The following is a 25,401-nucleotide window of genomic DNA, read 5'->3' on the forward strand; positions in this document are numbered from 1 at the left end:
GCTTCCTCGGCTATGTCCTGAGCAGGCACAACGCCCCGTCGCCGCACCTGCTGATCAAGGCCGGAGGACGTGGAACAGGCACTCACGGACCGTCGGTGGGGGCGGTGGACAGCAGCAGGTCGATGGCCGGGGCCAAGGTGGCGTCCATCGCCGTCCGCACCTGGCCCAGCTGGTCCATCTGCTGCCGGTTGCCAGCCACCAGGGCGCGGTTGACCCGGTGCAGTTCCCGGTTGACCACCACCAGCACCTCGCGGTAGCGCCGGCGGGCACGGTGCTCGGTCTGCAACGACTGATCCAGCTGCGCCCGCTGGGCGGCGATCTGGGCCAGGTCACCGTCCTGCTCGGCCAGTGTCAGCAGCCGCCGCGCCAAAGCACAGTCCTGCTGGGCCTGGGTCCTTTGATCGGCGGCCAGCTGGCAGCGCCCCTGTAGATAGGCCACCCACTGCCGGGCCACCATCTGCTCAGCGGCCCGCACCCCCTGGGTGCGCCAGAACTCAGCGCGGATCTCCGCCAGTGCCTCGCGCGCCCACTGCCGCGCCTCGGCCAGCGTCCGGTCATCCGGCACACGATCATCAGACCCGTGGTCATCGCCACCCCGATGATCACCCCGGTCGCCGGCGCGGCCCCCGGTATGGCCCCCGGCGCGGTCACGTCCGCCGAACCCACCGCCGATGTGATCACGGGCATCCCGACGACCGCCGCGGGCACCATCGCGGGGGTCGTCGTGAGGGTCCGGGTGTTCCATGTCAAAGCCGTGATCGGGAGCCCATGGCAGGCGGGCGATGAGGTCGCCTGATTGTCGCCGCCGCACAACCGACCTGTCCACGACCTTCGGGATACCGGTGAGGCGGGTAAGCAAGGTGCCGCTTCAGCGCCGGGCCGCGCGAGCGCAACAGCGGCGAACGGACACCGCGGGTCCGCCCGCTCCCACCCAGGCGACCCCGAAGGCATGTGCAAAGCCACCTACTGGTCGTCTCAGGGACCGCCGCCGGGAGCCCGTGAAGCCACCGCAACCGGGATCAAAACCAAAGCGCCTTGCGCCGACTGAACGCTGAACGCCCCGGGGGGGTGGTGCGGGTCAGCCGGGCCATCGCCTCGGCGACGGTGTCGGCCACCGCAGCGGCGGCCGGGCGGCCGGTGGGGCCGGTGACGATCGCGGCGAACCCCTCGAGGCCGGACGGACCATGTCGCCGCCCGGGTCACCGGGGCGGTCAGCCGTGGGCGAGCCAGTGCATGGCATCTTCGATGTCGGGGCGCACATACAGGACCTGGTCCAGGCCGGTGATCTGCATCGCGCGAGCGGCGCGGCCGGTGGCCCCACACAGCACCAGGGGCAGCCCCCGACGGGTCAGGGTCAGGTGCCAGCGCACCAACACCTTCAGGCCTCTGGCGTCCAGGAATTCCACCGCCGCCAGGTCCACCAGCACCGCCGCGCGCGTCAGCTCGGCCGCCTGCCGCAGCTGCTCCTCCAGTACCTGACCGGTGGTCAACTCCACCGACCCGGCCGCGGTCACCACCGCAAGACCGTCCCAGGCGGCGACCTGGACCCGCAACTGGGGCACCGCAGCGGCTCCGGCGGCGGGTTCGGCGGCGGGTTCGGCGGGCGTGTGGGGGTTGGTGTCGGGCATGGGCTCAGCCCTTCGCGCTCAGGCGCCCGCGCACCACCATCGGTTACTGTATGGCCCGCGCCAAGCGCATGGATGTGCTCGCCGTTTGCGACGATCGATCACTGCGCAGGGCTAGGCGTTCAACCAGGGGCGGGAAAAGCCGCCAGGCTTCTCGGGACACCGCGCGACCACACGGCCACGCGACCACAGCACCTTGCACGCTACCCGTCCCCGAGCCGATGCGGGCCGGGGCAGCGGCCCAGCGCACGGTTCTATCCAGGAAACGCGCTGCTCGATGCCGTCGCCCCGGCGAACAGGAGGGTGGCGGGGTCAGGAGGGCGGCGGGTAGGGACACCGCCAGCTTCTACCGCAACCAACTGCTGTGGCTCATCAAGATGATGTCGAGGAGTGGTCCGATCAGCCGGTGGGGCGGTTCCGCAGGGCGTGCAGCAGGTGCTGCCACTGGCCGCAGGTGACGGTCAGGACCGGCCCGGTGGTGTGCTTGCTGGCGCGCACGCCCACGGCCGCTCCGGACAGTGGGCGACCTCGACGCACTCACACGAGGTGGAGTGGCTGCTGGTGCGCCAGGCGGCGGTGGCGGTGCAGCGGGACGACGCTCACCCGGCACTCCCGGTCGGGTCCTGCCGGGTGGGTGAGAACAGGTCGCCTGGTTCGGGGCCCAGCCCGTCGTCGTTCTGGAGGGGCGTCCTTCTCCCGAACGTGACCCGAGCCGCAAGGTAGATGGGATCAGCGGTGTCGGCGTCCGGGGTCTTGCGCAGCGAGCGCAGCGCCGACTGCTTCGGCGGTGACGCTGGTGTAGATGGCCAGGTTGCGGATGTTCTCGTGGCCGGACAGGGCCATGAGCACGGGAGCTGACCAGCCATCCTCGGCCAGGTGAGTGAGCCGCGAGTGGCGCAGCTGGTGGAGGGCGTAGCCGCGTCGGCGTGGGTCGTGCTGTTTGGTGTCCTGCTTGAACAGGTACTCGGCGCGCTCGTAGGACAGGCGGCCGCGGCCGGTGTGCGGGCACAGGTCGGCGGCCGCGGGTGTGCGAGCCGGCGCGGGACGGCGGTCTGCCAGGAGCAGCGGACCTGAGGTGCGTTCTCCGATCAGCCGTGGGAGTAGTCGGGTGGTGCTGGACCGCCAGTGGATCCACCGGAGGGTGCCGCCCTTGCCTGTGACGCGGCCGCGCTTGTTGTCCAGGTCGAGGTCTTCGATGTTGAGGGACAAGACCTCATCGGCGCGGGCCGCTGATTCGTACAGCAGTTTGCGTAGGGTCTTGTCCCGCAGCGGAACGCCCCGGTCGTCGAGGAGCGCGGCGATGGTGGTCCGGTCGATGGCGCGGGTTCGGTCCCGGGGTTCGGGCCGCCGAGCGATGAGGGCGGTCAGGTCGGTGGTGACCCAGCTGCGTCCGGGACTGGCGGCCCAGGTGCTGAACGATCGCAGTGCCGCGCGGTGCCGGTTCCAGGTCCGCGGTGCCGCCCTGTCCCATGCGGCGGTGAACACCGCAGCGGTCTGCTCGGCGGTCAACCGTCCCAGCAGGACGGTGTCGCCGGCCGCGCGGCGTAACTGCCGCGTGGTCTGGGCGTAGGAGCGCAGTGTGTCGGCGTCCAAATCCCGGCGGGCCAGGAAGTTGGTGGTCGCCTCCGCCAGAGTGACGTCGACCAGCGGGGCGATACTCACCGAGGCGGTCATGAGCGGCTCCCTCGCCTCTCCGGCGGGAGCGATCCGAACTTGGTGTACTGGTCGACGTAGGCGAACCTTCGGATCTCCACCTCGGTCTTGCCCTTGATACCGCGCAGGTCCGTATCGGACAAGAACGTTCCTCGCAGGTCCGCGCCGGTCAGGTCGGCGCCGCGCAGGTTCGCCTTGGTCATGTCGGTGCTGGAAAGGTCGGCGTTCTGGAGGTCCGCGCCGTGCAGATCCGCGTGGTGCAGGTTCCCCCCGGTCAGGTGTGAGACGGACAGACGGGGGGGCGCGGATGTTGTGCAGGTCCAAAGGGGAAGACGGGAACCCGGGCGGGTCCTCGGGCCAGCGGGTCAGGACGGTGAGCGCGGCGGCCATGTCGGCGTCGGGCTCAGTGGGCAGCTTGTCCTTACTGATGGTGGGCCGGGGATCGTGTTCGCGGACGAATGCTGCCAGGACATCGCGGATACTGACAGCGTCGCGGTGAGAATCGTGGGCGATGCGTTCCGGGGCGTAGACCGCGGCGGTACGGACCTCTCGCTTGCTCGAGCCCAGCTGTTTCACCGCCTTGGTGTACCGGTCGGTGACCTGGCCTTCTTGCGCGGTCCGCAACCCTCGCGACTGTTGCCGAGTTCCTCTTGACCAGCTCGCACCGTCATGACCGTCGCGATCAGTCCGCTGGCGGCGAACAGTACGCCGAACAAGATCCCGACGTTGTTGAACCACTGGTGGCGGTTGTGCCGTCGGCGTTCACGTTCTTGGTCGTCACGTTGCCGTTGCAGCTCCAGCAACTCCAAACGCCTGTCGACCGGCAGCCCGTCCAGCTCTTCCTGGGTGGGTTCAGCGATACGAGCGGGCGGAGGGTGGGCTGGGGACCGATCCGATGAGGACTCCGCAGAGGAGCCGTCGGGATCACTCGGTGAGCTCATCGAGAGGAACCTCCCTCAGTGCGGCTCGCGTGCGCGGAAGACCCGGAGCTGGAGGGCGATATGACAGGGAACATGTCACTTTCGACCGTACGGGCCACTGACTGCGTCCCCGGTGAGAACGGATGTGTCGGCCGCGTCCGGATGCGGTCGTGACAGGGAACGGGCCATCCCCTGTCACATCACGTTCGTGGCCGAGAAGCTGCCTTCCATCCTCCTGATCGAAGACAGACTTCAGGAGGCGGTGGTCGTCGCCGAGGTCGACCTCGGCCTGGCACAGCGTGGACGGGGTCAGCGCCCCCTGTCTGCGACAGCACCGTGAACGCACCGTGCGTCCGGCTCCGCACGACGCATCGTGAGTGGCGGCGGACGGCGGTGGTGATGGCGTGCGGGTCGGCCAGGACGTGGTCGCGGCCGGAACGCCGATGGCCCCCTCCGGAGTGCGGAGAGGGGCCGTCATGGCGCCCGGTGGTCAGGTGCCGGGGACGTGGACGAGCTTGAAGTACTGGGTGGTGGCGCCAATGCAGGTGGTGGCCTTGGTGGCGGCGCCGAACGCGGTCATGCACTGGTTGTTCAGCTGGAGGTTGCGGAAGGTGACCGGCCTGCCGGCCCACATGTCGCTGGTGCTGGACACCCACCACTTGGTGCCGGGGGACCCGCAGTACTCCTGGCGCATGAGGCCGCCTGCGACCAGGGCGTTGGCGCACAGGTGCGAGTGACGGTTCTCGAGCATGGTGTCGTTGGGCGTCGTGCGGATCTTCCAGTGGGTGGCGCCACCGTTGAACTCGTTGCTCTGGATGAGAGGTTGCCCGCTGTCCTTGGAGTGCTGGTAGGGCAGGAGCGCTTTGCCGGTGTCGTTGTTGACGATCCAGTAGAAGGGGCCTGGCGCGGCGGCGGCCGCCTGCGGTGTCGCCTGGGCCGGGGCCGCGGAGGTGAGGGCGGAGGTGAGGGCGGCGGCCATGGCGGCCGTCGCGGTGAGGGCGAGACGCTTGCGCAATTTGGGTGCTCCCGGCTTGTTCGTTGTGTTGACGTCAGGAAGCTTCGCCTGGGGAGCCGTGGGCGCGGATCGGTAATCGTTACCGGGTTAAGGACGGGTGATGGACTACCGGCAGTGCGGGCGACCCGCGCCGCGACCACCTTGCCGCGCGTCATGAACGATGATCTTGTCTCAGAAGCGATGGGCGGCGGGTCAGGTCCAGAGCAGACCGGTGTCCTGCGAGCGCAGTGGGCGCCCGTAAGCGGCCAGCACATCAGGGTCCACGCTCAACCGCGCCACCGCCGCCCGCGCCGCCGACCTCACATCGTCGGGCACCAACCCAGCCACGGCAGCGTGCACAGCTGAACGGCAAGCCCGAGACGATCCGCCGGGCCACGCCCTGGTTCTGCGCGTGGCTCTTGGCCACGCCCGCGCCGGAAGCATCACGCGGAACCTACGCTTGTCCCGCAGCGTCTGGCCACCACGCTCGCCCCGTCGCCAGGGATTGAGCCACGTCCACCCTTTGCGCCTCGGCCCGGTCATCCGGTGCGGGCCTTCCACCGCGACCGACTCCTCGACTCGGAAGGTGGAGCCACACGAGCAGAAAGCCGTCGAGGCCACCGCCCCGAACTCTCGCCTCCGCAGAGGTCGATGGCGGGGTGGGACGCGTCAGAAACCGAGCGATGGCCGTCTCATGTCCATCGGCTTACCCATCAGAGCTCTACCCGGCAGTACGATTTTGCCTGGTGGTCGCGGGTTTCGCGGGGCATGGTCGGTTCGTGTCCCGCAGACGAATCGGGCTGTCGGCCGACGCCGAAGGCGTTCGTGCCGCCAGTGGTCCGGGGTTCTGCACATGCTGAGAACGGTTCAGGAGGTAGTCCCGTGACCGAGCCGCCGGAGCTGGTAACCAGCTGGGTCGTCGACGTTAGCGACGACCCCATGGTGAAATCGATGGACCGGCCCGCTCTGGTGTGGTTCCGCGACGCTGTGTACCTGTTCTACCGGCAGGCGGGATCGGATGAGCTTCGCTACTGCACCTCGACCGACGGCATGCTCTGGTCCGCGTCGCAGTCGCTGACCGCGAAGACCGGCCTGACGGGCATCGACACACCCGTGCCCGTGGTCGTCGGCGAGCGGCTCGCCGTGATCGTCCGGGGAACGCCCAAGGAGGAGTCGCAGTCGATGTGGCTCTGCTCCACCCTCGACGGGGACGCCTGGACCGAGCGGTCCCAGGTTCCGGCTCTGACTTCCCACCAGCCGGCGCCCGTGGTCTTCCTGGAGGAGCTGTACCTGTTCTATCGAGGTGCCTCCGCCGCCGGCACGGTGTACGTCCTCGTCGGCGACGGTGAGCGATGGCAGCGTCCCCAGGAGAACATCACCGCCATCGACGACCGCTGCCGCACCAAGGCGACCCCGTTCCCGGTGGTCTTCGAGGATCGCCTGCACGTGCTGGCTCACCGTCCCTCCGACAGCCGTCCCTGGTACCTCAGCACGGGGAACGGGTGGGACTGGTCGGACTTCGGGTTGCTCGGTGAGGGCGCTTCCCTGATGCCGCCGACGGCGGCGGTGCACGGGTCCTCGCTGTACGCCTTCGTGACCGACGGCCAGGAAGCGGGCCGCGAACGGCTGGCCGTCGCCGTGCGGAAGCGGCCCGACGGCCCGTGGTCGGCTCCGGTCACGTTGCCGCAACCACTGAGCGGGCCCGCCGTCCCGATGGTGCTGCCCGACCGCCTGGCGGTGGTGGCCCGCAGTCTCAGCCACCAGCAGGTCTACAGGATCGCCGGTACGACCGACGGAACCACCTGGCGGTACGAGATCGGCCAGAGCGTCGTCTCGGCCGCCGCATCACCACCCGCCGTCCTACCCCGCGGGTACCATGCGACGCTGGCCCACCAGGACCCGGACCAGGCGATCCACACCAGGGACGTGCTGGCCCCCGACCCCTGGGGCTTCCCGGTCCAGGACGTGCCGGGGGCACTGGACCGGATTCGGGAGACGGGGGAATACCGGGTCACGCTGTTCGACAACTTCACCAGCAGCGTGCCGAACCACGTGCAGTCGATGGCACGCTACCGCGATCGTTATGTCCTGCCACGCTCCGCCTCCGCCGGGCGGCCCGGCTGGGTGCACCTCACACCGTTGGACTTCGAAGGTCCGCTGCCCTACTCCTTCCCGATGCCGGAGAACGACCTCAACCACCCCGGTGGCTGTCAGGTGCTCGGCGACTACCTGGTACTGGCCGCCGAGAACGACGACCGGGGCGTCGTGCTCTGCTACGACCTGCGGCCGACCGCCTCTGGCGCCCTACCGATCCAGGTGGGCGCACCGATCAGGGCACCGAAGCGGGCCGGGGTCGCCGGGATGACCACGATCGGGACGGGCACAGACCGGCGCTATCTGCTCGGCATCTACGACGGCGGCAAGGTCACGTTCCTGGAATCCACCCGCGCGCCGCTGTGGTCTCCCGACTGCCGGTTCACCGAACGTTTCCGGGCCGACACCGGCTCACCGGGCCCGGACAGCATGGCACTGCTGACCGACACCTCCGGAGCGGTCCACCTGCTGTCGCTCACCTCGACCGAGGACGTGGGGAGTTACGCCGACGTCCTCTACCGCTACGAAGTCGACCTGACTGCCCGTACCCTCACCAAGAAGCAGGAGTACCCCAAGACGACCGTCAGCGGCGGCACCACCGCTTGGCTGCACTTCCGCTTCGGGGCCGGCGTCTACCTGTCGGCCCCCGACCAGATCGAACTGCTCTGCTCACAGCGCAACCCCTCGCACTTCTACCGGCACGACCAGCTCAGCTTCAACGTGTTCCTCCCGAAGTGAGCACCCGTCACCGAACGACCCAAAGCCGCGATCCCAGGCCAGGGACGGCCCGAACCGCAAGCCTGGGGCGGACGCCGGCGGGACCGAACCGATGACCTCCACTGGACGATCACGCACGCGTGTCGGCTCACGCTGTCGGCTTCAGCACGGGGTGGTCATGCATCCAGGCGTAGACGGCCTGATGCAGGATCCCGTCCCACAACGGCCGGTCATAGCGGCTGGTCATGGTCCCGGCGTGACCGAGCAGGCGTCCGACGCGGGCTTCGTCGACGCCGGCGGTGCGCGGCGGTGGCGATCCCGGCACGCAGCGAGTGCGCGGCCAGCTGCTCCACGACCTCGGGTGGCTGTCCGGCGTCGATGGCGGCGGCCTTGGACGTCATCTCATTTGGTGGTTCGGCGGTAGCCTGCCGTTCGCGGAGATGGTCGAACGGCTGGTGCCCGAGGAGTTGTGGGAGCTGTTCCAGCGGGTGGTACCGCCTGCTCCGGTCCGGCCGCAGGGCGGCGGCCGGTGCCGGTATGGGGACCGGGAGGTGCTGGCCGCGATCATCTTCGTGGCCACCACCGGCTGCGCCTGGCAGCGACTGCCGCCGGTGTTCGGTCCCTGCGGCCGCGCCGCGCACCGCCGCTTCAGCGAGTGGAGCGCGGCGCGCGTCTGGGCCAAGCTGCACCGCCTGGTGCTGGAGGAGCCGGGCGCGCGTGGGGAACTGGACTGGTCGCGGTGCGCCATTGACGCGGTCGGTGTCCGGGCGGGCAAAGGGGGGAGCTGACCGGCCCGAACCGGCTCGACCGCGGCAAGCCCGGGTCGAAGATTCATATGCTGGTCGATCGTGCCGGACTGCCCTTGTCCGTCGGGATTTCAGCCGCCAACACCCACGACAAGCCCGCCCTGCAGCCGCTGGCGCGAGGCATTGCGCCGATCCGCTCGCGGCGCGGGCCGCGTCGGCGCCGCCCAAGCAAGCTGCACGCCGATAAGGGCTATGACCATGCCGACCTGCGGCGCTGGCTGCGCAGCCGGGGCATCATCCCGCGCATCATCCCGCGCATCATCCCGCGCATCGCGCGCCGCGGCGTCGAGCGCTTGGACCGGCTGGGCCGACACCGCTGGGTGGTCGAGCGGACGGTGTCGTGGTTCAACGGCTTCCGCCGGCTACACCGGCGCTATGAACGCAAACCCGGGCACTTCCTGGCCTTCGTCGGCATCGCCGCCGCGCTCATCTGCCACCGCCGACTCACCAAATGAGATGACCTCTTACTCCATGACCCGGTGGGCCCAGGTAGACGGACCCGTTGGTGACTTCCATGCGGGCGCCGGTCACAGGACGGGACGAGATCGCGATGCGGCAGATCTCGGTGCGGGCGCCCCGCGCACAGGTCTCAGGCGAAGGCCGCGGCTTCCAGCATCGTGATGAGTGATTCGGCCGCGGCCTCAGCGTCATAGTCGGCGTCCTGCAGTCGCTCGCCGATGATCGCGTCGATCGCCCCGCCGGCGATGAGCGCGAGCGTGCGCAGATCCGTCCCCGGACCCAGACCGCGGGCCTGGCGGGCATCCTGCAGGAGGGCGGCCAGCGGCTTCCAGCGGGCTGCCGAATCGGGACGGCCGCCATTGATCATCACCTCGATGATCATGCGGGCGTGGCCCGGGCGCTCAGCCAGGTGCCCGACCATCCGCCGCACGTAGGCGGCCGGAGCCTGGTCGGCCGGCGCCGCGTCGACCGCCGCGCCGACGTCGTCCACCAGCGCGCCCAGCACGTGCGCGTGAGCTGCCGCCACGACCGCGTCCTTGGAGTCGAAGTGGTAGAGCACCGCGCCCTTGGTGATCCCCGCGGCCTGCGCGATCCGCGCCAGCGAGGTGGCGGCGTATCCGTGCTCGGCCACCAGGTTGATCGTGACCTCGATGAGCTGGTGCCGCCGCGTCCGCTCGATGAAGCTCAGCGGCCTGTCCTTGGTGCCCGGCTCCTGGGTGCCTGGCGCCGTGCGCCTTACTGCCATGCAACGACGGTACCCCATCTCCGCGTATTCTCTGACCATGCGGTCAAAAAATTGACCGATGTTCAGCATGGAGGGTCGATGGACGACGTTGAGCAAGGCGAGCAGACCCAGGACGGGCAGGCCGTCGAAGCGGCGCGGCCGGCCGCGCGAGCGGCCGGCAAGCGCCGCCGTCGCCGGGCGTTGAAGATCACGGGCGGCATCGTCGCCGTGGCGGTCGTGGCCCTGGCCTTCGCCCTGCGCAAGCCGTCACCGGTGGGACACTGGAACAGCGCCGAGTCCCGCGCGGACTTCATGGCCGCCTACGACAAGGCGATGGCGAACATGCCGCGGGCCGCCGAGACGATCGACGTGCGCACCGACTTCGGATTCGTGCGGGCCTACCGGTACCAGGGCGCCGCCGACCGGGCCGAGCCGCTGGTGCTGCTGCCCGGCAGGGCGTCCGCCTCGCCGGTGTGGGCGGACAACCTGCCGCATCTGCTCAAGATCGGTGACGTCTACACGATCGATCTGCTGGGCGAGCCGGGCAAGAGCGTGCAGGAGGCGCCGATCACCTCCGGCACCGACCAGGCGGCGTGGCTGGACCAGGTGCTCGCGCATCTACCGGAGGAGTCCTTCCACGTGGTCGGGCTGTCGATCGGCGGCTGGACGGCCGCCAACCTCGCCGTCCACAAGCCGCGGCACGTCGCCACGCTGACACTGCTCGACCCCGTGTACACGTTCTCGAACATCCCGGCCGGCACGGCGATCCGCGCCATCCCCGCCTCGGTGCCGTGGCTGCCCAAGTCCTGGCGCGACTCGTTCAACTCCTACACCGCCGGCGGCGCTCCCGTGCAGGACGTGCCGGTGGCGGACATGATCGAGGCCGGGATGAAGAACTACACGCTGCACCTGCCACAGCCCACCCTCATCGGTGAGGAGCCGCTGCGTCGCCTCAGGATGCCGGTGCTGGCGATCCTGGCCGGCGAGTCGGTGATGCACGACGCCGCCGCCTCCCGCAAGGTCGCCGAGCGCGTGCTCCAGAACGGGACGGTGAAGGTCTACCCGAACGCCTCGCACGCGATCAACGGCGAGCACCCCGACGAGGTCGCCTCCGACATCGCCGCGTTCCTCGACGCCACCTGAACGGTCGCCCGTTCGCCAAATCAGCGCGGTGCTCTGAGCACGTTCGGGGCGACGCGTAGACGAAGACGAACGCGCCACGGATTGGCCGCGTTGCCCTGCTCGGAGCAGCCCGGCATCATGACCGACCGGTCGGCCACCACGCAAACCGCGCTTGTGCGGCGGGCCGCCCGGTCGGTCGTGCGCGGAGGGCCTTTACCTCCAGATGCCAGACCGCCGCCGCAACCACCGCTGGTGATCGCCGGGTCAGTGTCCACACGCTGGTGCGCAAGCTCGCAGAATCGGCCGATGAGGCAGGCAGGGCTGCGCGCGACGCGCAACGTGCCGTCCCGCCCGACCGGCCAGCCCCTGACCAGGATCGGGTGCGTTACCGTCACGTTGTGAGCGGTCCATCCTCGCCGGTTTCGGCGACGGAATCGGCCCGGTGCCGCTGCGGGAAGTGGCTCATCCCGCAGCGATCCACGACCCGGTGGGGTTCGGGAGCATGCCGAACGGCGCCAGGGCGCCAGCGGCATCGAGCCGGGCCGCCTGCTCGCCGCTATCCTCGGCGGCCTCGCCACCACTGTTGTTGCGCTCGCGCTGAGGGCGTCCAGAGCGACGGTGTTAGCATCACGGCTTCCAGGGAGGCGGAAGGACACCGCAATGATCATCTGGAAGGGCGATGGCGCCGCCGCGCTCGCCTATTTCGGCGTGTTCGGAGGGCTCGGCTTCTGGATCGGGGACAAGCTCGGACTGTGGCTGGGCGTGCTGCTGGGCGCCCTCCTCACCTGGGTCATCGGATACTTCACGAACGTGTACGACCTGCCCCCCGAAGACCGGAACCAGCACCAGCTGTGGTTCGTGCCGATCCAGTACTGGGGGATGGGTGGCACCGCCCTCGGCGTCCTCCAGGTCATCAGCCACCTCCTGTCGTGACAGGCCGAGAACCTTTTCGCCCCGCCCGTCGCATTGACGTGGCCCCCAGCCAGCCGACGCTGGCGTCACCACCGTCCTGAAATGCCTATTCCACGACGAACACACCGTCGGCGTCGGCTACGGCTACAGCCCGTTCGGCCGCCTGATCGTGCACAGCGCGGCGGCCTGGCCCACCGACCCCACCACGCCCGAGGTCGCCGACCCGGCGCGGGCGGTCTACCGGTTCGCGCGGCTGGTCGACGGCCGGGTGGACCTGATCCCGCTCACCCCTGCGCGTGCGGCCGACGAAGCTGAGGACTCCGGCGCCGGGGATGTCGCCTTGACGCAGGCGCTCCAGCGCCTGCCCGCCGACCGTCCGCCCCCGGACCTGGCCACCTACGACCAACTGCTGGCCCAGCCCCGGAACCACCAGGGATAAGGCGCGGCTCCACACCGCTGCGGCCACGACGGGCCTACCGGGGCGCGGGCACCGGGACCTGCCACCTGATCATGACGGTCCACCTGCCGCCCGGACCCGCGGTGCCCCCGTGGCGCGCCGGAGCTCGGTTCCGTGGGCATGCGCGACACGACCGGGGCAGTTTACGTCCGTTAATGATCTACAATGTAAAGGTAGTCGGCTTTTTGATCATGAAATCCTCCCGGGACCACACGATCTCGCCACCGGAACGCGCTCAGCCGTTCCCCGGCTGTGTGGATGTCGGTGAAGAGTCCGAGAGTGCTTCCTCGGGGGTCAGCGTGTGGCCGTGGCGGAAGGCGGCCTGGTAGGCGTCTTCGCTGAGATGCCGGTGTATCGCCTTGGTGATGCGGTCGACGTCGACCCGTTCGGCAGGGGGGAGTGGCATCCCCACCGACTCCCTGGCCGCGTGGGCGGCTCCTAGCAGTACGGCGGCGTATGTGTGGCGTCCCGCGAGGGCGTGTGCTCCCGCCAGTCCTTCCAGGGCCAGTGCCATGGCCCGGGGGTCCCCTGTGGTGCTGGCCGCGGCCCATCCGTCCGTGTGGAGGCGTAGGGCTTCGTCTGCGTCGCCGCGTATTTCGGCGATGAAGCCGAGTTCGGCCGACACGAGTGCCAGGCCGGGGGCGAAGGCCATCGTGGTCTGCCATCGCAGCGCGCGGCGGAGGTGGGTCTCGGCGGTGTCGAGTTCCCCTTCCCGGCGGGCGCCGAGGCTGAGGCCGATCTCGGCGTGGATCTCGCCGGAGCGGTAGCTGTGTTCGGCGGCCAGGCGCATCGCCCGCTGGTGGAGTTCCCGTGCTCGGGTGTGGTCTCCGGTGAGCATCGCGATGGTGCCCAGGCTGGTGAGTCGTTCGGCGGCTTCCGGCCACAGTCCGAGGTCTTCGGCTGCTTGCAGTCCTTCCTGGTGGAGTCGGGTCGCGTGGGGGTAGTCGCCCGCCATCTCGGCGAGTGAGGCGAGTGGTTCGATGGTCTGCAGCCGTCCCCAGGCGTCGGCGAGTTCGGTGAACAGGTCGGCGCTGCGCTGTCCGTCGTGGGCGAGCCGGTGCAGGTCGCCGCGTACGTGGGCTTGGTTGGCGCGGACGCTCAGCGCGGCGGCGGTGCCCCAGGTGTCGTCGAGGGCCTGGAATTCGGTCAGGGCCTGGTCGATGAGTTCTTCGCTGGTGGCCTGGTCGCCGACGCCGAAGAGGGCGAAGCCGAGGAACCATCGTGCTCTGGCTCGTTCGCGCGGGTCTGTGATGTCCGGCAGCAGGTCGAGGGTGGTGTGGTGGTGGGCCTGTCTGGTGGTGTCGCCGACGAGGATGGTGAACGCCGCCTGCCAGGCGCGGGCGCGGGCCTGTGGTGATGGCGTGCGGGGTGGGTTGCGTCGGGCTGTGGCGAGTGCCGCTTCGATGGAGCGGCCGGCTTCTCGTAGCCGGCCGCGGAGGAACCAGTACCAGGCGAGTGCGTTGACCAGTCTGAGGGCGTCTTCGGTGGCGTCGTTCTGGACGGCGTCGTCGAGTGCGCGGCGGAGGTTGGCGGCTTCCAGGTCCAGGAGGCGCAGGTGGTGGTGTTGGTGGGGGCCGTGGAGTAGTGGTGCGGTGCGTTCGGCGAGGTCGGTGTAGTAGTGGCGGTGCCGTCGGCGGGTGTCCGCGGTTTCGTTCGCTTCGTGGAGCCGGGCCAGGCTGTAGTCGGCGACCGATTCCAGGAGCCGGTAGCGGGGTTCGCCGGTGCTGTCGGTCATGACGACCAGTGAGCGGTCCACCAGGTGGGAGAGCAGGTCCAGGACGTCCTGGGGGTGGACTTCGGGTCCGGCGCAGAGGGTTTCGGCGGCGTCGAGCGTGCAGCCTTCGGCGTGGACGGCGAGGCGGCGGAGGACGGCGCGTTCGGGGCCGGTGAGCAGGTCCCAGCTCCAGTCGATCGTCGCGCGCAGGGTTCGCTGTCGGGGTGGTGCGCTCCGGTAGCCGGTGGCCAGGAGCCGGAAGCGGTCGTCCAGGCGGGTGACCAGCCCGCGTACGCCGAGCGTCCGGACGCGGGTGGCGGCCAGTTCCAGGGCGAGGGGGATCCCGTCGAGGCGGCGGCAGATCACCGCGATGTCATGGGCGTTGCCGGTGTTGAGGGTGAATCCGGGGGTCGTGGCGGCGGCGCGGGTGACGAACAGTTCGACGGCGCTGGAACGCGCGATGGTCGTGGGGTCGGTGTCGTGGGTGGTGTCGGGGGTTTCCAGCGGCGGTACGGTCCAGGTCGTCTCGCCGGGGATGCCGACCGGTTCCTGGCTGGTGGCCAGGATGCGCAGGGCGGGGACGCGTCGCAGGAGGAGGGTGGCGAGTTCGGCGATCGGGTCGAGGAGGTGTTCGCAGTTGTCGAGCACCAGCAGGAGCCGTTTGCCGGCGAGTGCCGTGGCGAGGTTGTCGGCGGGGGAGGTGGCGGGGGTTTCCTCGCGGAGGCCGAGCGTCGTCATGACGGCTTCGGCGGCGGCGTCGACCGTGTCGGTGCTGTGGGTGCGGCCCAGTGCGGCCAGTTCCACCAGCCAGGTGCCGTCGGGGAAGTCGCCGGCGAGGCGGGTCGCCGTTTCCAGGGCGAGTCGGGTCTTGCCGACTCCGCCGGGGCCGGTCAGTGTCACGTGTCGTGTGGTGGCGAGCAGTGCCGTCACTTCGGTCACGGCGTCGTTGCGGCCGATCAGTCCGGTCAGCGGGGCGGGCAGGTTCGTGGCGGGGCGGCGCGGGGGCGTGGGGGCGGTGGTGTCCGGGACCGGGCTCGGTGGCGGGTTCGGGGCTGGGGTCGGCGCCGGGTTCAGTGCGGGGTCCTGCGTCAGGATGGCCTGGTGCAGGGCGGTGATCTCGGGGCCGGGGTCCAGGCCGAGTTCGTCGGCGAGCCGGTTGCGCAGTTCCCGGTAGCGGTCCAGCGCTTCGCTGGTCCGGCCCGCGGCGTGGAGCGCGCGCATATGGAGGACGTGGAGGCGTTCGCGCAGCGGGTGGCGGACGGCGAGTTCGTGGAGTCGCGCCGCCGCGTCGAGGTGGTCGCCGAGGGTGATCTGGGCTTCGGCGCGTGCTTCGAGGGCGGTCAGGCGGGCCTCGTTGAGCCGGTTGATGATCGGGAGCGCGAACGCGGTGTCCTCGAACCCGGTGAAGGCCTCGCCCCGCCACAGCGCCAGCGCGTCGGTCAGGAGCGTCACGCGGGTTTCGGGGTCGTCGGTGGCGCGGGCCCGTGCCGTCAGCGCCTCGAACCGGCCCATGTCGACGCTGTCGGGGATGGTGCGTAGCAGGTAGCCGCCGTCTTGCAGTGTCAGCAGCGCGCGGCCGCCCGGTTCGGCGTCTTCCAGCAGTTTCCGCAGTTGCCAGATTCGGGTTTGCAGGGCGGCGGCGGGGTTGCTCGGGAGTCCGGTCCCCTCCCACAGGGCGTCGACCAGGCGGTCTGCGGATACGGGGTGTCCCTCGTGTGCCAGCAGGGCGGCGAGCAGCGTGCGGGTCCTGGGCCCGGGGACGGGGACGGTGCCGCCGTCCGACCTCCACACGGCCAGCGGCCCCAGCACCCCGAATCGCATGGCCGTCACGGTAACGCAGCCCTGGGACGCGTCGGGAGCCGGCCGAGAGTGCCTGGTGAGTGCGGTGTGAGTGGCGCGTGAGTGTCCCGTCGCAGGCTGGGGTGTGCCCATCCGCCGGAGGGGCGGCGCCATGCCGTTCCGTTCCGGCTGTCCCCGTGGTGGGCGGTTCACGAACTCGGGAAGGTTTGGCATGACGATACGACCCCAGGCCCCGGCGGAGCGCAGGGCCGGGCCCCGGGAGTGGCTCGGGCTCTTCGTGCTCACGCTGCCCACGATCCTGCTGGCCCTCGACGCGACCGTGCTGAACCTGGCGGTCCCGCGCATCAGCGCCGACCTTGGGCCCAGCGGCACCGAGCTGCTGTGGATCGTGGACATCTACGGCTTCATGATCGCGGGCTTTCTGGTGATCATGGGGTCGCTGGGCGACCGCGTCGGCCGCCGCCGGCTGCTGATGGCCGGGGCGTTCGGCTTCGGTCTCGCCTCGGCCCTGGCCGCGTGGTCCACCGGTCCGGAGATGCTGATCGCGGCCCGCGCGCTGCTGGGGGTCACCGGCGCCACGCTGATGCCCTCGACCCTGGCGCTGATCAGCAACATGTTCCAGGACGCCCGGCAGCGCGGGGTCGCCATCAGTATCTGGGTGACCTGCTTCTCGATGGGCGTGGCCGTCGGTCCGGTGGTGGGCGGCGCGCTGCTGCAGTGGTTCTGGTGGGGGTCGGTGTTCCTGCTCGCGGTGCCGGTGATGGTGGTGCTCCTGGTGGCGGCGCCGCTGCTGCTGCCCGAGTACCGGGACGCGGAGGCGGGCCGGATCGACCTGGCCAGCGTGGTGCTGTCGCTGGTGACGGTGCTGCCGGTGATCTACGGGATCAAGCGGCTGGCCGAACGCGGCGCGGACGTCCCCGCGGTGGCGGCGCTGCTGGTCGGCGCGGTGTTCGGAGCGGTGTTCGTGCTGCGCCAGCGCAGGCTGGCCGAACCGCTGCTGGACCTGCGGCTGTTCGCCGACCGGGCGTTCAGCGCCGCGCTGCTGGTGCTGCTGCTGGGCCTTGGCCTGATGGGCGGCCTGTACCTGTTCATCACGCAGTACCTCCAGCTGGTGGCGGGCCTGTCCCCGATCCGGGCGGGGCTGTGGCTGCTGCCCGCCGCCGCGACGCTGATCGTGGCGTCCTCGCTGACGCCCGCGCTCACGCGGCGGGTGCGTCCCGGTCACGTCGTGGGTGGCGCGCTGCTGCTGTCGGCGCTGGGATACGCCCTGGTCACCCAGGTGACCAGCGTCGGCGGGCTGCCGCTGCTGCTGACCGGTTTCGTGCTGATCTACACCGGCATCGGCCCGATGATGGCGCTGGGCACGGACCTGGTCGTCGGGTCGGCGCCGCCGGAGAAGGCGGGGGCGGCCGCGGCGATGTCGGAGACGGGCATGGAGTTCGGCATCGCGCTGGGTGTCGCGGGACTGGGCAGCGTCGTCACCGCCGTGTACCGCGATGAGATCGGCGAGGCCCTGCCCGGGGACCTTCCCGCGCCGGTCGCCGACACCGTCCGCGACACGCTCGCCGGCGCCGGGGACCTGCCCGCCCATGTCCTGGGGTCGGCGCGGGAGGCGTTCACCAGCGGGCTGAACGTCGCGAGCGGCATGGCGGCGGTCATGGTCACGGCGCTGGCCGTCACCGCGATCGTGCTGCTCCGCCACATACCGCCCAGCGGCCAGGAGCCGGAGGAGGCTCCCTCGGCGGAGGCGCCGGCCACCGCCGCGAACGCTCCCTGATCTGCCTGGTGGGCGGGGCGGCCCGGCCTTGAGGGACGGGCCGCTCCTGCCGCGTCCCCCATCACCGGCGGCAGGCGTCACCCCTCCTCGGCGCCATCGGCCTCCCAGCGCAGCAGGTCTCCCGGCTGGCATTCCAGCACCTCGCAGAGCGCGGCGAGCGTCGTGAAGCGCACCGCCTTGGCGCGGCCGTTCTTGAGCACCGCCAGGTTGGCGGGGGTGATCCCGACGCGGTCCGCGAGCTCGCCCACCGACATCTTCCGCTTGGCCAGCATCACATCGATGTCGACGACGATCGGCATCAGATCACCTCGTCCAGCTCGGCCTGCATCCGCGCCGCCTCGGCATCGCGCGCGATGGCCTGGGCGAGCAGCATCCGCAGCACGAGCACGATGAGCGCGACCCCCAGCACCCCCACGGCGAACCCGCCCAACAGCAGCACGACGCCCGGGGCCACGGCCTCACCCGGCGCCAGGAGCACCCCGAGCGTGAACACCAGCAGGGACGCCGCCACGAACGCGCCGATCACGACGTCCACGTACCGGAAGGCGGTGGGGGAGAACACCGTTCCGCGCCGGACCATCGTCACCAGCCGCCACACGCAGACGAGGACGACCTGGATCGTCACGATCCCCAGAACCGTGATCACAAGGAACGGGGTGCGCAGGTGCGCCATGTCCGCGTCGAGCTGCCTCAGGTCGACGGCCAGCAGCGACACCATCACCGTCTGCACGAACACCGAGCCGGCGAGCAACGCCACGAGCACGGCGCGCAGCGCCAGCACCGTCAGCTTTCCCATCGCCTCTCCTTCCATCGAACAACGATTGAAATCTATCGATATTCGATAGACGAGGCAAGGGGGTGCAGCTGGCGGGCCCGGCCGCCCGCCTGGTCGGCCATGATGACCTTGCGTGGGCGGCACGGGATTCCGGGGTCGACGCACGGCCCACACCAGCACCGGGAGGTCGCACCGCGATGAGGAAGGCATGGACGACCCCACGGCGGCCCCGGTGGTCGCGTCACCACTGCCGGTGGACGACGCCCTGATCGTGGCCGATGCGGGCGGCAACGTGTACTCCTTCGACGCGCGGACCGGTGCCGAACATTGGCGGAGGACCGGAGGGAGCACGGCGCGGCGTTCTCCCTCACCCCGGCGACCTGGAACGGCCGGGTCTTCGTCGAGGCGGTGGGCGGGCTCCACGTACGCGACGCGCGCTCGGGAGACCTCATCCAGAAGCTCGACCACGGCTGCCCGACCGTGGTCGGCGACCTGTTCCTGGCGCACGGGCTCAACGCCGAGGTCAGGGCGTTCCGCCTGCCGGAACTGACGCCCGTCTGGTCGAGGGGCTGGTGTGGCTGCCCCGCGACCGGGGCCACCTGGACGAGGGCCACGGCCCGGGGCCCTGGAACGCGCTGGAGATCGTCGGCCTGGATCCCCGCACGGGCGAGGACCGCTGGTGCCATCGGCTCGACCCCGCGCTGTGCGGCGAGCCGGCCGCGTCCATGGAAGCGGACGCGGACCTGGTCCTGCACACCGTCGACGTCCCCGGTGAGCGGGGGCATGGTGTACGCCGCCACCGGCCTGGGTGAGGTCCACGCGCTCGACGCCGCCACAGGAGGCGTCGTGTGGACCGCCGAGGCGGGTGCGGCGATCTCTCATCCCCACGCGTTCGTCGAGGAGCCGTCCGACGGCTACGACGAAGGCGGCGCGGCCGTCGTGGTGGGGGACCGGATGCTTTGCGTCCGCACCGACGCCGGAGTGGTGGCGCCGCGCTGACGAACGTGACGCGCCGGGCCCGCCCCTCTGGTGTGCTCGGCCTCACTGACCTGCGGCGACACCGGTCCTTTGTCGGCGGAACCAAAGGCCGGCACTAATCGTCGTAGGGGCGTGCCCGCAACCCGTTCACCGCGTTACCGCCCCGTCTATGTCCTGTGCGTCGTCGTCGCCTGCACCACCGGGATGTTCGCCGTCATCTGGGGTGGCGCCTCCGTCTCGGGCTGGGTGCGGGACCTGGGGATGGCGCGGGCGACGGCGCGGGTCCTGGAGGTCGAGGACGGCAACGCCAGGAGCGCGTCCGTCGTCTTCGAGTTCACCACGGGCGACGGCCGCAGGGTCCGGGCCTCTGAGAAGAAGCGCTACTTCGAGTCAGGGGCCGAGGTGGGAACCGAGGTGGGCGTCGTCTACGACCCCGAACGGCCGGCGAGCAGCGTCCGATACGACCAGAGGCCCGCAGAGCTACTGCCCTGGTGCGCCCTGACCGCAGTCGTGACGGTGCTGTCGGGCATGGCCGCCTACCGCACCCGCCCCGACGCGCATCCCTGACAAGGCCGACCAGAGGGCTGCGTTCGTCGGCCATCGAGATGAACGGCGAAGCCCCCGACCGCCGTGGCGGTCGGGGCCTGGAGCTGCTCGTTCAGCCGGGCCGCACGGACCCTTCCGTCATCGGGCCGCGCGCCGGTCGCAGGATGCCGGTGGTCACCAGGCAGCGGGTTTGCCCGGGGTGTGGAGCCACACCGTGAAGAACCGGTCGAGATCCTGTCCGGAGACCTTCTCGGCGAGCGCCTCGAACTCCTCGGTGGAGCCGGTGCCGTACTTGTTGTCCGCCAGCCAGGTGCGGGTCAGCCGCAGGAACCGCTCGTCGCCGATCCTCTCCCGGAGCGCCTGCAGGGCCATCCCGCCGCGGAAGTAGACCGCGCGGTGGAACATCTGGTCGCGGGTCGGGTCGGCGACCACGATGTCCCAGAACGGGGGCCGCCCCGGCGGAATGGGCGGCGGGTTGTCGTAGAACTGCTGGAACGCCGCCCGCGCGGACGGGCCGCCGTGCCTTTCGGCCCAGTACTTCTCCGTCCAGAGCGCGTAGCCCTCGTTCAGCCACACGTCCTTCCAGCGGTGGACCGAGACGCTGTTGCCGAACCACTGGTGGCTGATCTCGTGCACCACGCCCTTCTCGATGGGCTGCTTCTGGTAGGTGGGACGGGTCTGGGTCTCCAGCGCGTTGTCGATGTTGAGCGGCGGGACGGCGTTGTTCTCGATGATGGAGCCGGTGCTGGTGAAGGGGTAGGCGCCGAAGTAGTCGGCCAGCTCGTCGGTCGCCCGCGTGGTGTGGCGCGGGGTGCTGAACGAGTCGGGGTCCGACGCCACCTCCGGGTCGACCGCGTCGAGCTGCGGGACGCCCTTGCCGGTGGTGGTCGTGGAGACGTTGAACCGCCCGATCGAGGCGGTCGCCAGGTAGGGCGCCATCGGCCGGTCCTCCCGCCACAGGAAGGTGTCCTTGCCGCGGGCGCTCCACCGCTTGACCAGATGTCCGTTGGCGATCACCTTCAGGCCGCGCGGCACGGTCGTCTCGATCGTGAACAGCGCCTTGTCGCGCGGGTGGTCGTTGGCCGGGAACCAGGTGGAGGCGGCGTTGGGTTCGGAGACGACCGTGGCGCCGTCCCTGGTGTGCAGGAACCCGTAGGGCAGGTCGAACACGATCGGGCCGCCCAGTGTCTGGGGCACGCCGTCGTACCGGACGACCACCGTGAACGGGGTCCGCTCCCGGAGACCCCGGCGCGGCGTGATCTCCAGCTCGCGCTCGCCGGTGCGGGCGAAGGAGGCGTCGGCACCGTTCACGTGCACCGACCGCACGTTCATCTTGTACAGGTCGAGGTTGAACCGGGACAGGTTCCGGGTGGCGGTGGCCGTGATGGTGGCCGTGCCGGTGAGCCGGTCGGTGTCGGGGTCGTAGGCGGTCTTCAGGTGGTAGTGCCCGACGTCGTATCCGCCGTTGCCGAGATCGGGGAAGTAGGGGTCGCCGAGTCCGGCCGCGCCGGGTTCGTACCGGGTGTCGGCGGTGGCGGCGGGCGCGAGCGGCCCGAACGCCGCGGCGCCGACCGCACCGGCCACGCCGACCGCGGCGACCGCCAGCGGGAGCCGGTGCGTGGACCTGGGAATCGCCATCGGATGGCCTCTCCGTCGGAGTCGAACGATGACCTTTCGGACAATCCAGTCATGATCATTACCGTGCGCGGCGGGGAATGTCGACCGTGCCGACCATGAGTGACCACCGCGGAACCGGCCCCGGCCGCGACGGGCGACGCGGGGGAGCGCTCCGCCACCCTGCGCGCGCCCGCCGCCGAAACCCGAAGACGCGCGCGGGGCGACAACGGCGGCGGATGGCGCGACCGGCCGCGGGCACGGGTCACCGGCGGTGCGACCGCCCCGCCCGCCGCGCCGTCGGGCCGTACGGCGCGCACCTGACGCTCAGCTGAACAGCCCCTCATCCCGTCTCGCGCGCCGGGCGTGGGGTCGACAGGGCCAGCACGGCCGCCAGGGGGAGCACCGCCAGGAGGAAGGCCGACCGCAGGCCGAGCGCGGTGTCGATCGCGGCGAGGGCCGCGGGCGCCCCCAGGACGGCGGTGCCCGAGGCGAGCGCCCCGTAGGCGGCGGAACGCTCCGGCAGCAGCCCGGGCGTCCGGACGAGGCGGGCGAGGGTGACCGGGTAGAGCGCGGCGACGCCCAGGCCCGCCAGCGCCAGCCCCGCGATGACCGGAACCGGGTGGGTGCCGAGCACGACGCCCAGCGTGCCCGCCACCGCCAGCCCGCAGCCCAGCCGGACGACCGGGACGTTCCGGGCGGCCGGTCGCGCCGCCGCCGCCCGGCCGACCGCCATCCCCACCAGGAAGACGGTCGCCGCCGCGGCGGCGGCGCCCACCGACAGCCCGGCGGCCTGGAGCCGCGCCGTCGACCAGATCGTGAAGCAGAACTCGATCGACACCGCCAGCACGATCGCGGCCCAGGCCGCCGCGATCCGCCGGCGGGACGCCGCCGCGCCGCGCGCCACATCACCGTCCGGCGGCGTGGGGTCCGCGGGTGCCGCGGGTACCGCGCCGCCGCGGGGCCGGGCGTCGAAGGCCAGGACCAGCAGCGGCGGGACGGCCAGCAGCAGCGCGAGGCGCCCGCTGATCCCCGCGATGGCGAGCATGCCGATGGCCGGCGGTCCCAGCAGCGCGCAGGCGCTCGCGGTGGCGTTGGCGCGCGCCAGCGCCGCGGCGGCGTCCGGGCCGCTCAGCAGCGCGGGCGTGACCAGGACGAATCCGGCCGCTCCCAGGCCGAGCAGCAGCGCGCCGACGGCCGCCGCGCCCGCGCCGCGCCCGGTCCCCAGCAGGACGGTGCCGGCCGCGGCGAGCAGCGCGGATCCGAGCAGCACCGGCTGCGTCCCCACCCGCAGGAGCCGCCGCCCCACGGCGCCGGCCACCAGCAGCCCGGCGCCGAACGACGACGACAGCCACGCCAGTTCCCCCGCCGGGCGGCCCAGGTCGGCGGCGAGCAGCGCCAGGCAGGCGCCCAGGCTGTTGACGGTGAAACCGAGCGACGCCTGCGCGAGGGCGACCTGCCGGACGACGCGATCCCCGGTCATCGCGCCGCCAGCAACAGCGCCTGCTGCGGGGCCAGGCGCATCCGGCCGTCGCGCGGCCGGTCGGGGGAGACGGCCGGGTCGTCGCTGTCGAACACCGCGGGCGCGGGCAGCTCGATCTCGGCCGACGGCGCGTCGCGCAGGTTCGCCACCGCCCAGAGCCCGCCGCGCCGGTAGGCCGACAGGCCCGCGCCGAGGTCGACCCTGTCCACCTCCTGCGCGGCGGCCGGCAGGCCGGCCAGGCGCCGCCGCGTCGCCACCAGCCTGCGCACGGTGTTCAGGTGGGAGGCCGGGTCGGCGTCCTGCCCGGCGACGGTGTCGGCCTCGGTGCGCCCGCCCTCCGGCAGCCACGGCGTCCCGGCGGTGAAGCCGAGGCCCGGGCCGGGCCGCCACGGCATGGGGGTGCGGGCGACGTCCCGGCTGCGTTCGGGCTGCGCGGCGCCGAGCGGATCGGTCCCCTGCCCGGGCGGGACGTGCCCGTCGCTCAGGCCCAGCTCCTCGCCCTGGTAGAGCCAGACGGTGCCGGGCAACGCCATCATCAGCACGTGCAGCGCCAGCGACCTGCGCCGGCCCCGCCGCCCGCCGCCGAACCTGGTGGCGGCCCTGGGCCTGTCGTGGTTGCCCTGCACCCAGGACAGCCGGGGCGAGGCGGCCGCCGCGGCGGCGAGCATCGCGTCGACGCGTTCGGCGTCCCAGCCCGACTCCACCAGCCCGAACCAGAAGGAGGAGTGCAGCCGTTCCCCCTCCACGAAACGCGCCAGCGCGACGGGGTCCAGTTCGTAGACCTCGCCGACCAGGAACGCGTCGTGCCGGTCGGCGATGCGCCGCCAGCGTTCGTGGATGGCGTGCACGTCGGGCTGGTGGATGTCGTGGCGGTGGTCCTGGCGGAGCCACTCGTCGGTCACCCCGCCCATCTGCCCCGGACGGTCGGCGGGCAGCGGCGGGTTGTCGCGCAGTTCGGCGTCCTTGACCAGGTAGGCGGCGGTGTCGATGCGGAACCCGTCCAGACCCCGGGCGAGCCAGTACTCGACGACCTCGTCGATCCGCGCGACCAGGGAGGGGTCGCGCCAGTTGAGGTCGGGCTGCTCGGGCCGGAACAGGTGCAGGTAGCACTGCCCGGTGGCCGGGCTGAACGTCCAGGCCGGGCCGCCGAAGTGCGACAGCCAGTTGTTGGGCGGCCCGCCGTCCGGGCCGGGGTCGCGCCAGATGTAGTGGCCGCGCAACGGGTGGTCGCGGCCGGAGGAGGCCGCGACGAACCAGGGATGGGCGTCGCTGGTGTGGTTCACCACCAGGTCGCCCAGCACGCGCAGGCCCCGGCGGTGCGCCCGGTCCAGCAGGTCGTCCAGGGCGCCGTCGCCGCCGAAGGAGGCGTCGACGGCGCGGTGGTCGGCGATGTCGTAGCCGTGGTCGCGCATCGGCGAGCGGAAGAACGGCGTCAGCCAGAGCACATCGACGCCCAGGTCCACCAGGTGGTCCAGGCGCTCGCCGACCCCGGGCAGGTCGCCCCAGCCGTCGCCGGTGCCGTCGGCGAAGGACGGCAGGTACACCTGGTAGCCGACGGCGTCGCGCCACCACGGCCGCACGCGCGCGCGGCGCAGCAGGTGCGCCAGGTGCCCCAGATCGGGCAGCAGCAGCCCCGCCTCCAACCCGCGCAACGCCGCGACGGGCATCCCGGCCGCCCGCCCGGCGGCCAGTCCCGGTTCGGAGTCCTCCACCACCAGGCAGGACGCGGGATCGACGCCGAGCTTGGCCGCGGCCTGAAGGTAGCCGTCGGGCGCCGGCTTGCTCTCGGGCACGTCGTCGGTCGTGACCAGCAGCGGCGGGTCGATCCCGGCGGCCGCCAGCCGCACCTCGGCCAGCCGCCGGTCGGCGCCGGTCACCACGGCCCAGGGCAGCTCCAGCTCCTCCAGCGCGGCGAGCAGGTCGGCCGCGCCGCGGGCGGCGACGACGTCGGACAGGTCGTCGTACTGCAGGGTGAGCTGCCGCTGCGCCGCGACCGCGACCGCCTCCTCGTCCAGGTGCGGCAGCACGTGCCGCACCGTGCGGTCCGACGGGTTGCCGTGGGCGACCGCCAGGACCGGCGCCGCGGGCAGTCCGTGCTCGCGGGCCCAGGTGGTCCAGGCGCGTTCGACGGAGGCGTCGGAGTCGACGAGGGTGCCGTCCATGTCCAGCAGCACCGCCCGGATGGCGCGGAGATCCACGCGCTCGTGCATGTCGCCTCCCATTAAACTCGA

The 25,401-nt window shown here is 71.5% G+C and carries 26 protein-coding genes; 11 read left to right on the forward strand and 15 right to left on the reverse strand.

Going from position 1 to position 25,401, the window contains the following annotated elements; all coding sequences use genetic code 11:
- Positions 1-82 precede the first annotated feature (82 nt).
- Positions 83-565, reverse strand: coding sequence for a hypothetical protein (locus tag AKI01S_RS06670; protein WP_067812913.1), 483 nt, complete (start codon positions 563-565; stop codon positions 83-85).
- A 15-nt stretch (positions 566-580) separates the two neighbouring features.
- Between AKI01S_RS06670 and AKI01S_RS06675 the strand changes: the two genes are divergently transcribed.
- Positions 581-796, forward strand: coding sequence for a hypothetical protein (locus tag AKI01S_RS06675; RefSeq protein WP_067812914.1), 216 nt, complete (start codon positions 581-583; stop codon positions 794-796).
- 415 nt (positions 797-1,211) lie between these two features.
- On the opposite strand, the gene AKI01S_RS06680 is transcribed toward AKI01S_RS06675, so the two are convergent.
- From AKI01S_RS06680 to AKI01S_RS50250, 5 genes are all read right to left on the reverse strand, one after another.
- Positions 1,212-1,628 (reverse strand): STAS domain-containing protein, encoded by a 417-nt coding sequence (locus AKI01S_RS06680; RefSeq protein ID WP_083999044.1) that lies wholly within the window; start codon positions 1,626-1,628, stop codon positions 1,212-1,214.
- Positions 1,629-2,024: 396 nt separating this feature from the next.
- Positions 2,025-2,129, reverse strand: coding sequence for a DUF397 domain-containing protein (locus AKI01S_RS48905; protein ID WP_218009579.1), 105 nt, complete (start codon positions 2,127-2,129; stop codon positions 2,025-2,027).
- Positions 2,130-2,354: 225 nt separating this feature from the next.
- Entirely contained in the window at positions 2,355-3,299 is a 945-nt protein-coding gene (locus AKI01S_RS06685; protein ID WP_067812915.1) for a tyrosine-type recombinase/integrase, read from the reverse strand.
- The gene (locus AKI01S_RS06690) at positions 3,296-3,571 is read right to left on the reverse strand and encodes a pentapeptide repeat-containing protein (protein WP_083999048.1); all 276 of its coding nucleotides are present in this window, start codon (positions 3,569-3,571) and stop codon (positions 3,296-3,298) included. Before AKI01S_RS06690 ends, AKI01S_RS06685 begins: the two co-directional genes overlap by 4 nt.
- 279 nt (positions 3,572-3,850) lie before the next feature.
- Positions 3,851-4,219 (reverse strand): hypothetical protein, encoded by a 369-nt coding sequence (locus AKI01S_RS50250; protein WP_157419700.1) that lies wholly within the window; start codon positions 4,217-4,219, stop codon positions 3,851-3,853.
- Between the two features lie 187 nt (positions 4,220-4,406).
- On the opposite strand from AKI01S_RS50250, the gene AKI01S_RS54180 reads away from it, so the two are divergent.
- Positions 4,407-4,538: a hypothetical protein gene (locus AKI01S_RS54180; RefSeq protein WP_281185925.1), complete on the forward strand. Its 132-nt coding sequence runs from the start codon at positions 4,407-4,409 to the stop codon at positions 4,536-4,538.
- A 150-nt stretch (positions 4,539-4,688) separates the two neighbouring features.
- Here AKI01S_RS54180 and AKI01S_RS06695 read toward each other — a convergent pair whose 3' ends face one another.
- On the reverse strand, positions 4,689-5,213 hold the full coding sequence (locus tag AKI01S_RS06695) for an RICIN domain-containing protein (RefSeq protein WP_067812917.1): 525 nt from the start codon (positions 5,211-5,213) through the stop codon (positions 4,689-4,691).
- A gap of 930 nt (positions 5,214-6,143) precedes the next feature.
- Between AKI01S_RS06695 and AKI01S_RS06700 the strand changes: the two genes are divergently transcribed.
- Entirely contained in the window at positions 6,144-8,024 is a 1,881-nt protein-coding gene (locus tag AKI01S_RS06700) for a hypothetical protein (RefSeq protein ID WP_157419701.1), read from the forward strand.
- 127 nt (positions 8,025-8,151) lie between these two features.
- Here AKI01S_RS06700 and AKI01S_RS50255 read toward each other — a convergent pair whose 3' ends face one another.
- Complete coding sequence (locus AKI01S_RS50255) at positions 8,152-8,328, reverse strand: hypothetical protein (protein WP_157419702.1); 177 nt, start codon at positions 8,326-8,328, stop codon at positions 8,152-8,154.
- A 115-nt stretch (positions 8,329-8,443) separates the two neighbouring features.
- Here AKI01S_RS50255 and AKI01S_RS50260 point away from each other — a divergent pair.
- A protein-coding gene (locus AKI01S_RS50260) for an IS5 family transposase (RefSeq protein ID WP_157419708.1) occupies positions 8,444-9,264 on the forward strand; the annotation gives its coding sequence in 2 pieces (ribosomal slippage) (positions 8,444-8,786 and positions 8,786-9,264; 822 coding nt in all).
- 134 nt (positions 9,265-9,398) lie between these two features.
- On the opposite strand, the gene AKI01S_RS06715 is transcribed toward AKI01S_RS50260, so the two are convergent.
- Positions 9,399-10,082: a TetR/AcrR family transcriptional regulator gene (locus AKI01S_RS06715; RefSeq protein ID WP_245681506.1), complete on the reverse strand. Its 684-nt coding sequence runs from the start codon at positions 10,080-10,082 to the stop codon at positions 9,399-9,401.
- Positions 10,083-10,091: 9 nt separating this feature from the next.
- On the opposite strand from AKI01S_RS06715, the gene AKI01S_RS06720 reads away from it, so the two are divergent.
- From AKI01S_RS06720 to AKI01S_RS06730, 3 genes are all read left to right on the forward strand, one after another.
- Positions 10,092-11,135 carry an alpha/beta fold hydrolase gene (locus tag AKI01S_RS06720; protein WP_083999050.1) on the forward strand — a complete coding sequence of 348 codons (1,044 nt, stop codon included), beginning with the start codon at positions 10,092-10,094 and terminating at the stop codon, positions 11,133-11,135.
- A gap of 639 nt (positions 11,136-11,774) precedes the next feature.
- On the forward strand, positions 11,775-12,047 hold the full coding sequence (locus AKI01S_RS06725; RefSeq protein WP_067812921.1) for a hypothetical protein: 273 nt from the start codon (positions 11,775-11,777) through the stop codon (positions 12,045-12,047).
- A gap of 148 nt (positions 12,048-12,195) precedes the next feature.
- On the forward strand, positions 12,196-12,465 hold the full coding sequence (locus tag AKI01S_RS06730) for a hypothetical protein (RefSeq protein WP_067812932.1): 270 nt from the start codon (positions 12,196-12,198) through the stop codon (positions 12,463-12,465).
- 253 nt (positions 12,466-12,718) lie between these two features.
- Here the strand turns inward: AKI01S_RS06730 and AKI01S_RS06735 are convergent, their stop codons facing one another.
- On the reverse strand, positions 12,719-16,018 hold the full coding sequence (locus tag AKI01S_RS06735; RefSeq protein WP_067812934.1) for an ATP-binding protein: 3,300 nt from the start codon (positions 16,016-16,018) through the stop codon (positions 12,719-12,721).
- A gap of 190 nt (positions 16,019-16,208) precedes the next feature.
- Between AKI01S_RS06735 and AKI01S_RS06740 the strand changes: the two genes are divergently transcribed.
- On the forward strand, positions 16,209-17,774 hold the full coding sequence (locus AKI01S_RS06740; RefSeq protein WP_067812936.1) for an MFS transporter: 1,566 nt from the start codon (positions 16,209-16,211) through the stop codon (positions 17,772-17,774).
- A 77-nt stretch (positions 17,775-17,851) separates the two neighbouring features.
- Here AKI01S_RS06740 and AKI01S_RS06745 read toward each other — a convergent pair whose 3' ends face one another.
- Together AKI01S_RS06745 and AKI01S_RS06750 are read right to left on the reverse strand one after the other, a co-directional pair.
- Positions 17,852-18,073, reverse strand: coding sequence for a helix-turn-helix domain-containing protein (locus AKI01S_RS06745; RefSeq protein WP_067812938.1), 222 nt, complete (start codon positions 18,071-18,073; stop codon positions 17,852-17,854).
- Positions 18,073-18,570 (reverse strand): DUF2975 domain-containing protein, encoded by a 498-nt coding sequence (locus AKI01S_RS06750; RefSeq protein ID WP_067812940.1) that lies wholly within the window; start codon positions 18,568-18,570, stop codon positions 18,073-18,075. The genes AKI01S_RS06745 and AKI01S_RS06750 overlap by 1 nt, the downstream gene beginning before the upstream one ends.
- Positions 18,571-18,876: 306 nt before the next feature.
- On the opposite strand from AKI01S_RS06750, the gene AKI01S_RS50270 reads away from it, so the two are divergent.
- Together AKI01S_RS50270 and AKI01S_RS06765 are read left to right on the forward strand one after the other, a co-directional pair.
- Entirely contained in the window at positions 18,877-19,548 is a 672-nt protein-coding gene (locus AKI01S_RS50270) for an outer membrane protein assembly factor BamB family protein (RefSeq protein WP_157419703.1), read from the forward strand.
- A 111-nt stretch (positions 19,549-19,659) separates the two neighbouring features.
- A complete protein-coding gene (locus AKI01S_RS06765) occupies positions 19,660-20,094 on the forward strand; it encodes a DUF3592 domain-containing protein (protein WP_067812946.1) in 435 nt (144 codons plus the stop codon).
- A 153-nt stretch (positions 20,095-20,247) separates the two neighbouring features.
- On the opposite strand, the gene AKI01S_RS06770 is transcribed toward AKI01S_RS06765, so the two are convergent.
- On the reverse strand, positions 20,248-21,711 hold the full coding sequence (locus AKI01S_RS06770) for a M1 family metallopeptidase (protein ID WP_067812951.1): 1,464 nt from the start codon (positions 21,709-21,711) through the stop codon (positions 20,248-20,250).
- Positions 21,712-21,810: 99 nt separating this feature from the next.
- Between AKI01S_RS06770 and AKI01S_RS06775 the strand changes: the two genes are divergently transcribed.
- Positions 21,811-22,011, forward strand: coding sequence for a hypothetical protein (locus AKI01S_RS06775; protein WP_067812955.1), 201 nt, complete (start codon positions 21,811-21,813; stop codon positions 22,009-22,011).
- 19 nt (positions 22,012-22,030) lie between these two features.
- On the opposite strand, the gene AKI01S_RS06780 is transcribed toward AKI01S_RS06775, so the two are convergent.
- Together AKI01S_RS06780 and AKI01S_RS06785 are read right to left on the reverse strand one after the other, a co-directional pair.
- Positions 22,031-23,170, reverse strand: a complete 1,140-nt coding sequence (locus AKI01S_RS06780; protein WP_067812956.1) for an MFS transporter — start codon at positions 23,168-23,170, stop codon at positions 22,031-22,033.
- Positions 23,167-25,380 carry an HAD-IA family hydrolase gene (locus tag AKI01S_RS06785; protein ID WP_169813917.1) on the reverse strand — a complete coding sequence of 738 codons (2,214 nt, stop codon included), beginning with the start codon at positions 25,378-25,380 and terminating at the stop codon, positions 23,167-23,169. Before AKI01S_RS06785 ends, AKI01S_RS06780 begins: the two co-directional genes overlap by 4 nt.
- Positions 25,381-25,401: the final 21 nt, after the last annotated feature.

It is taken from the genome of Actinomadura kijaniata NBRC 14229, from assembly GCF_001552175.1.
Taxonomy (GTDB): Bacteria; Actinomycetota; Actinomycetes; order Streptosporangiales; family Streptosporangiaceae; genus Spirillospora; species Spirillospora kijaniata.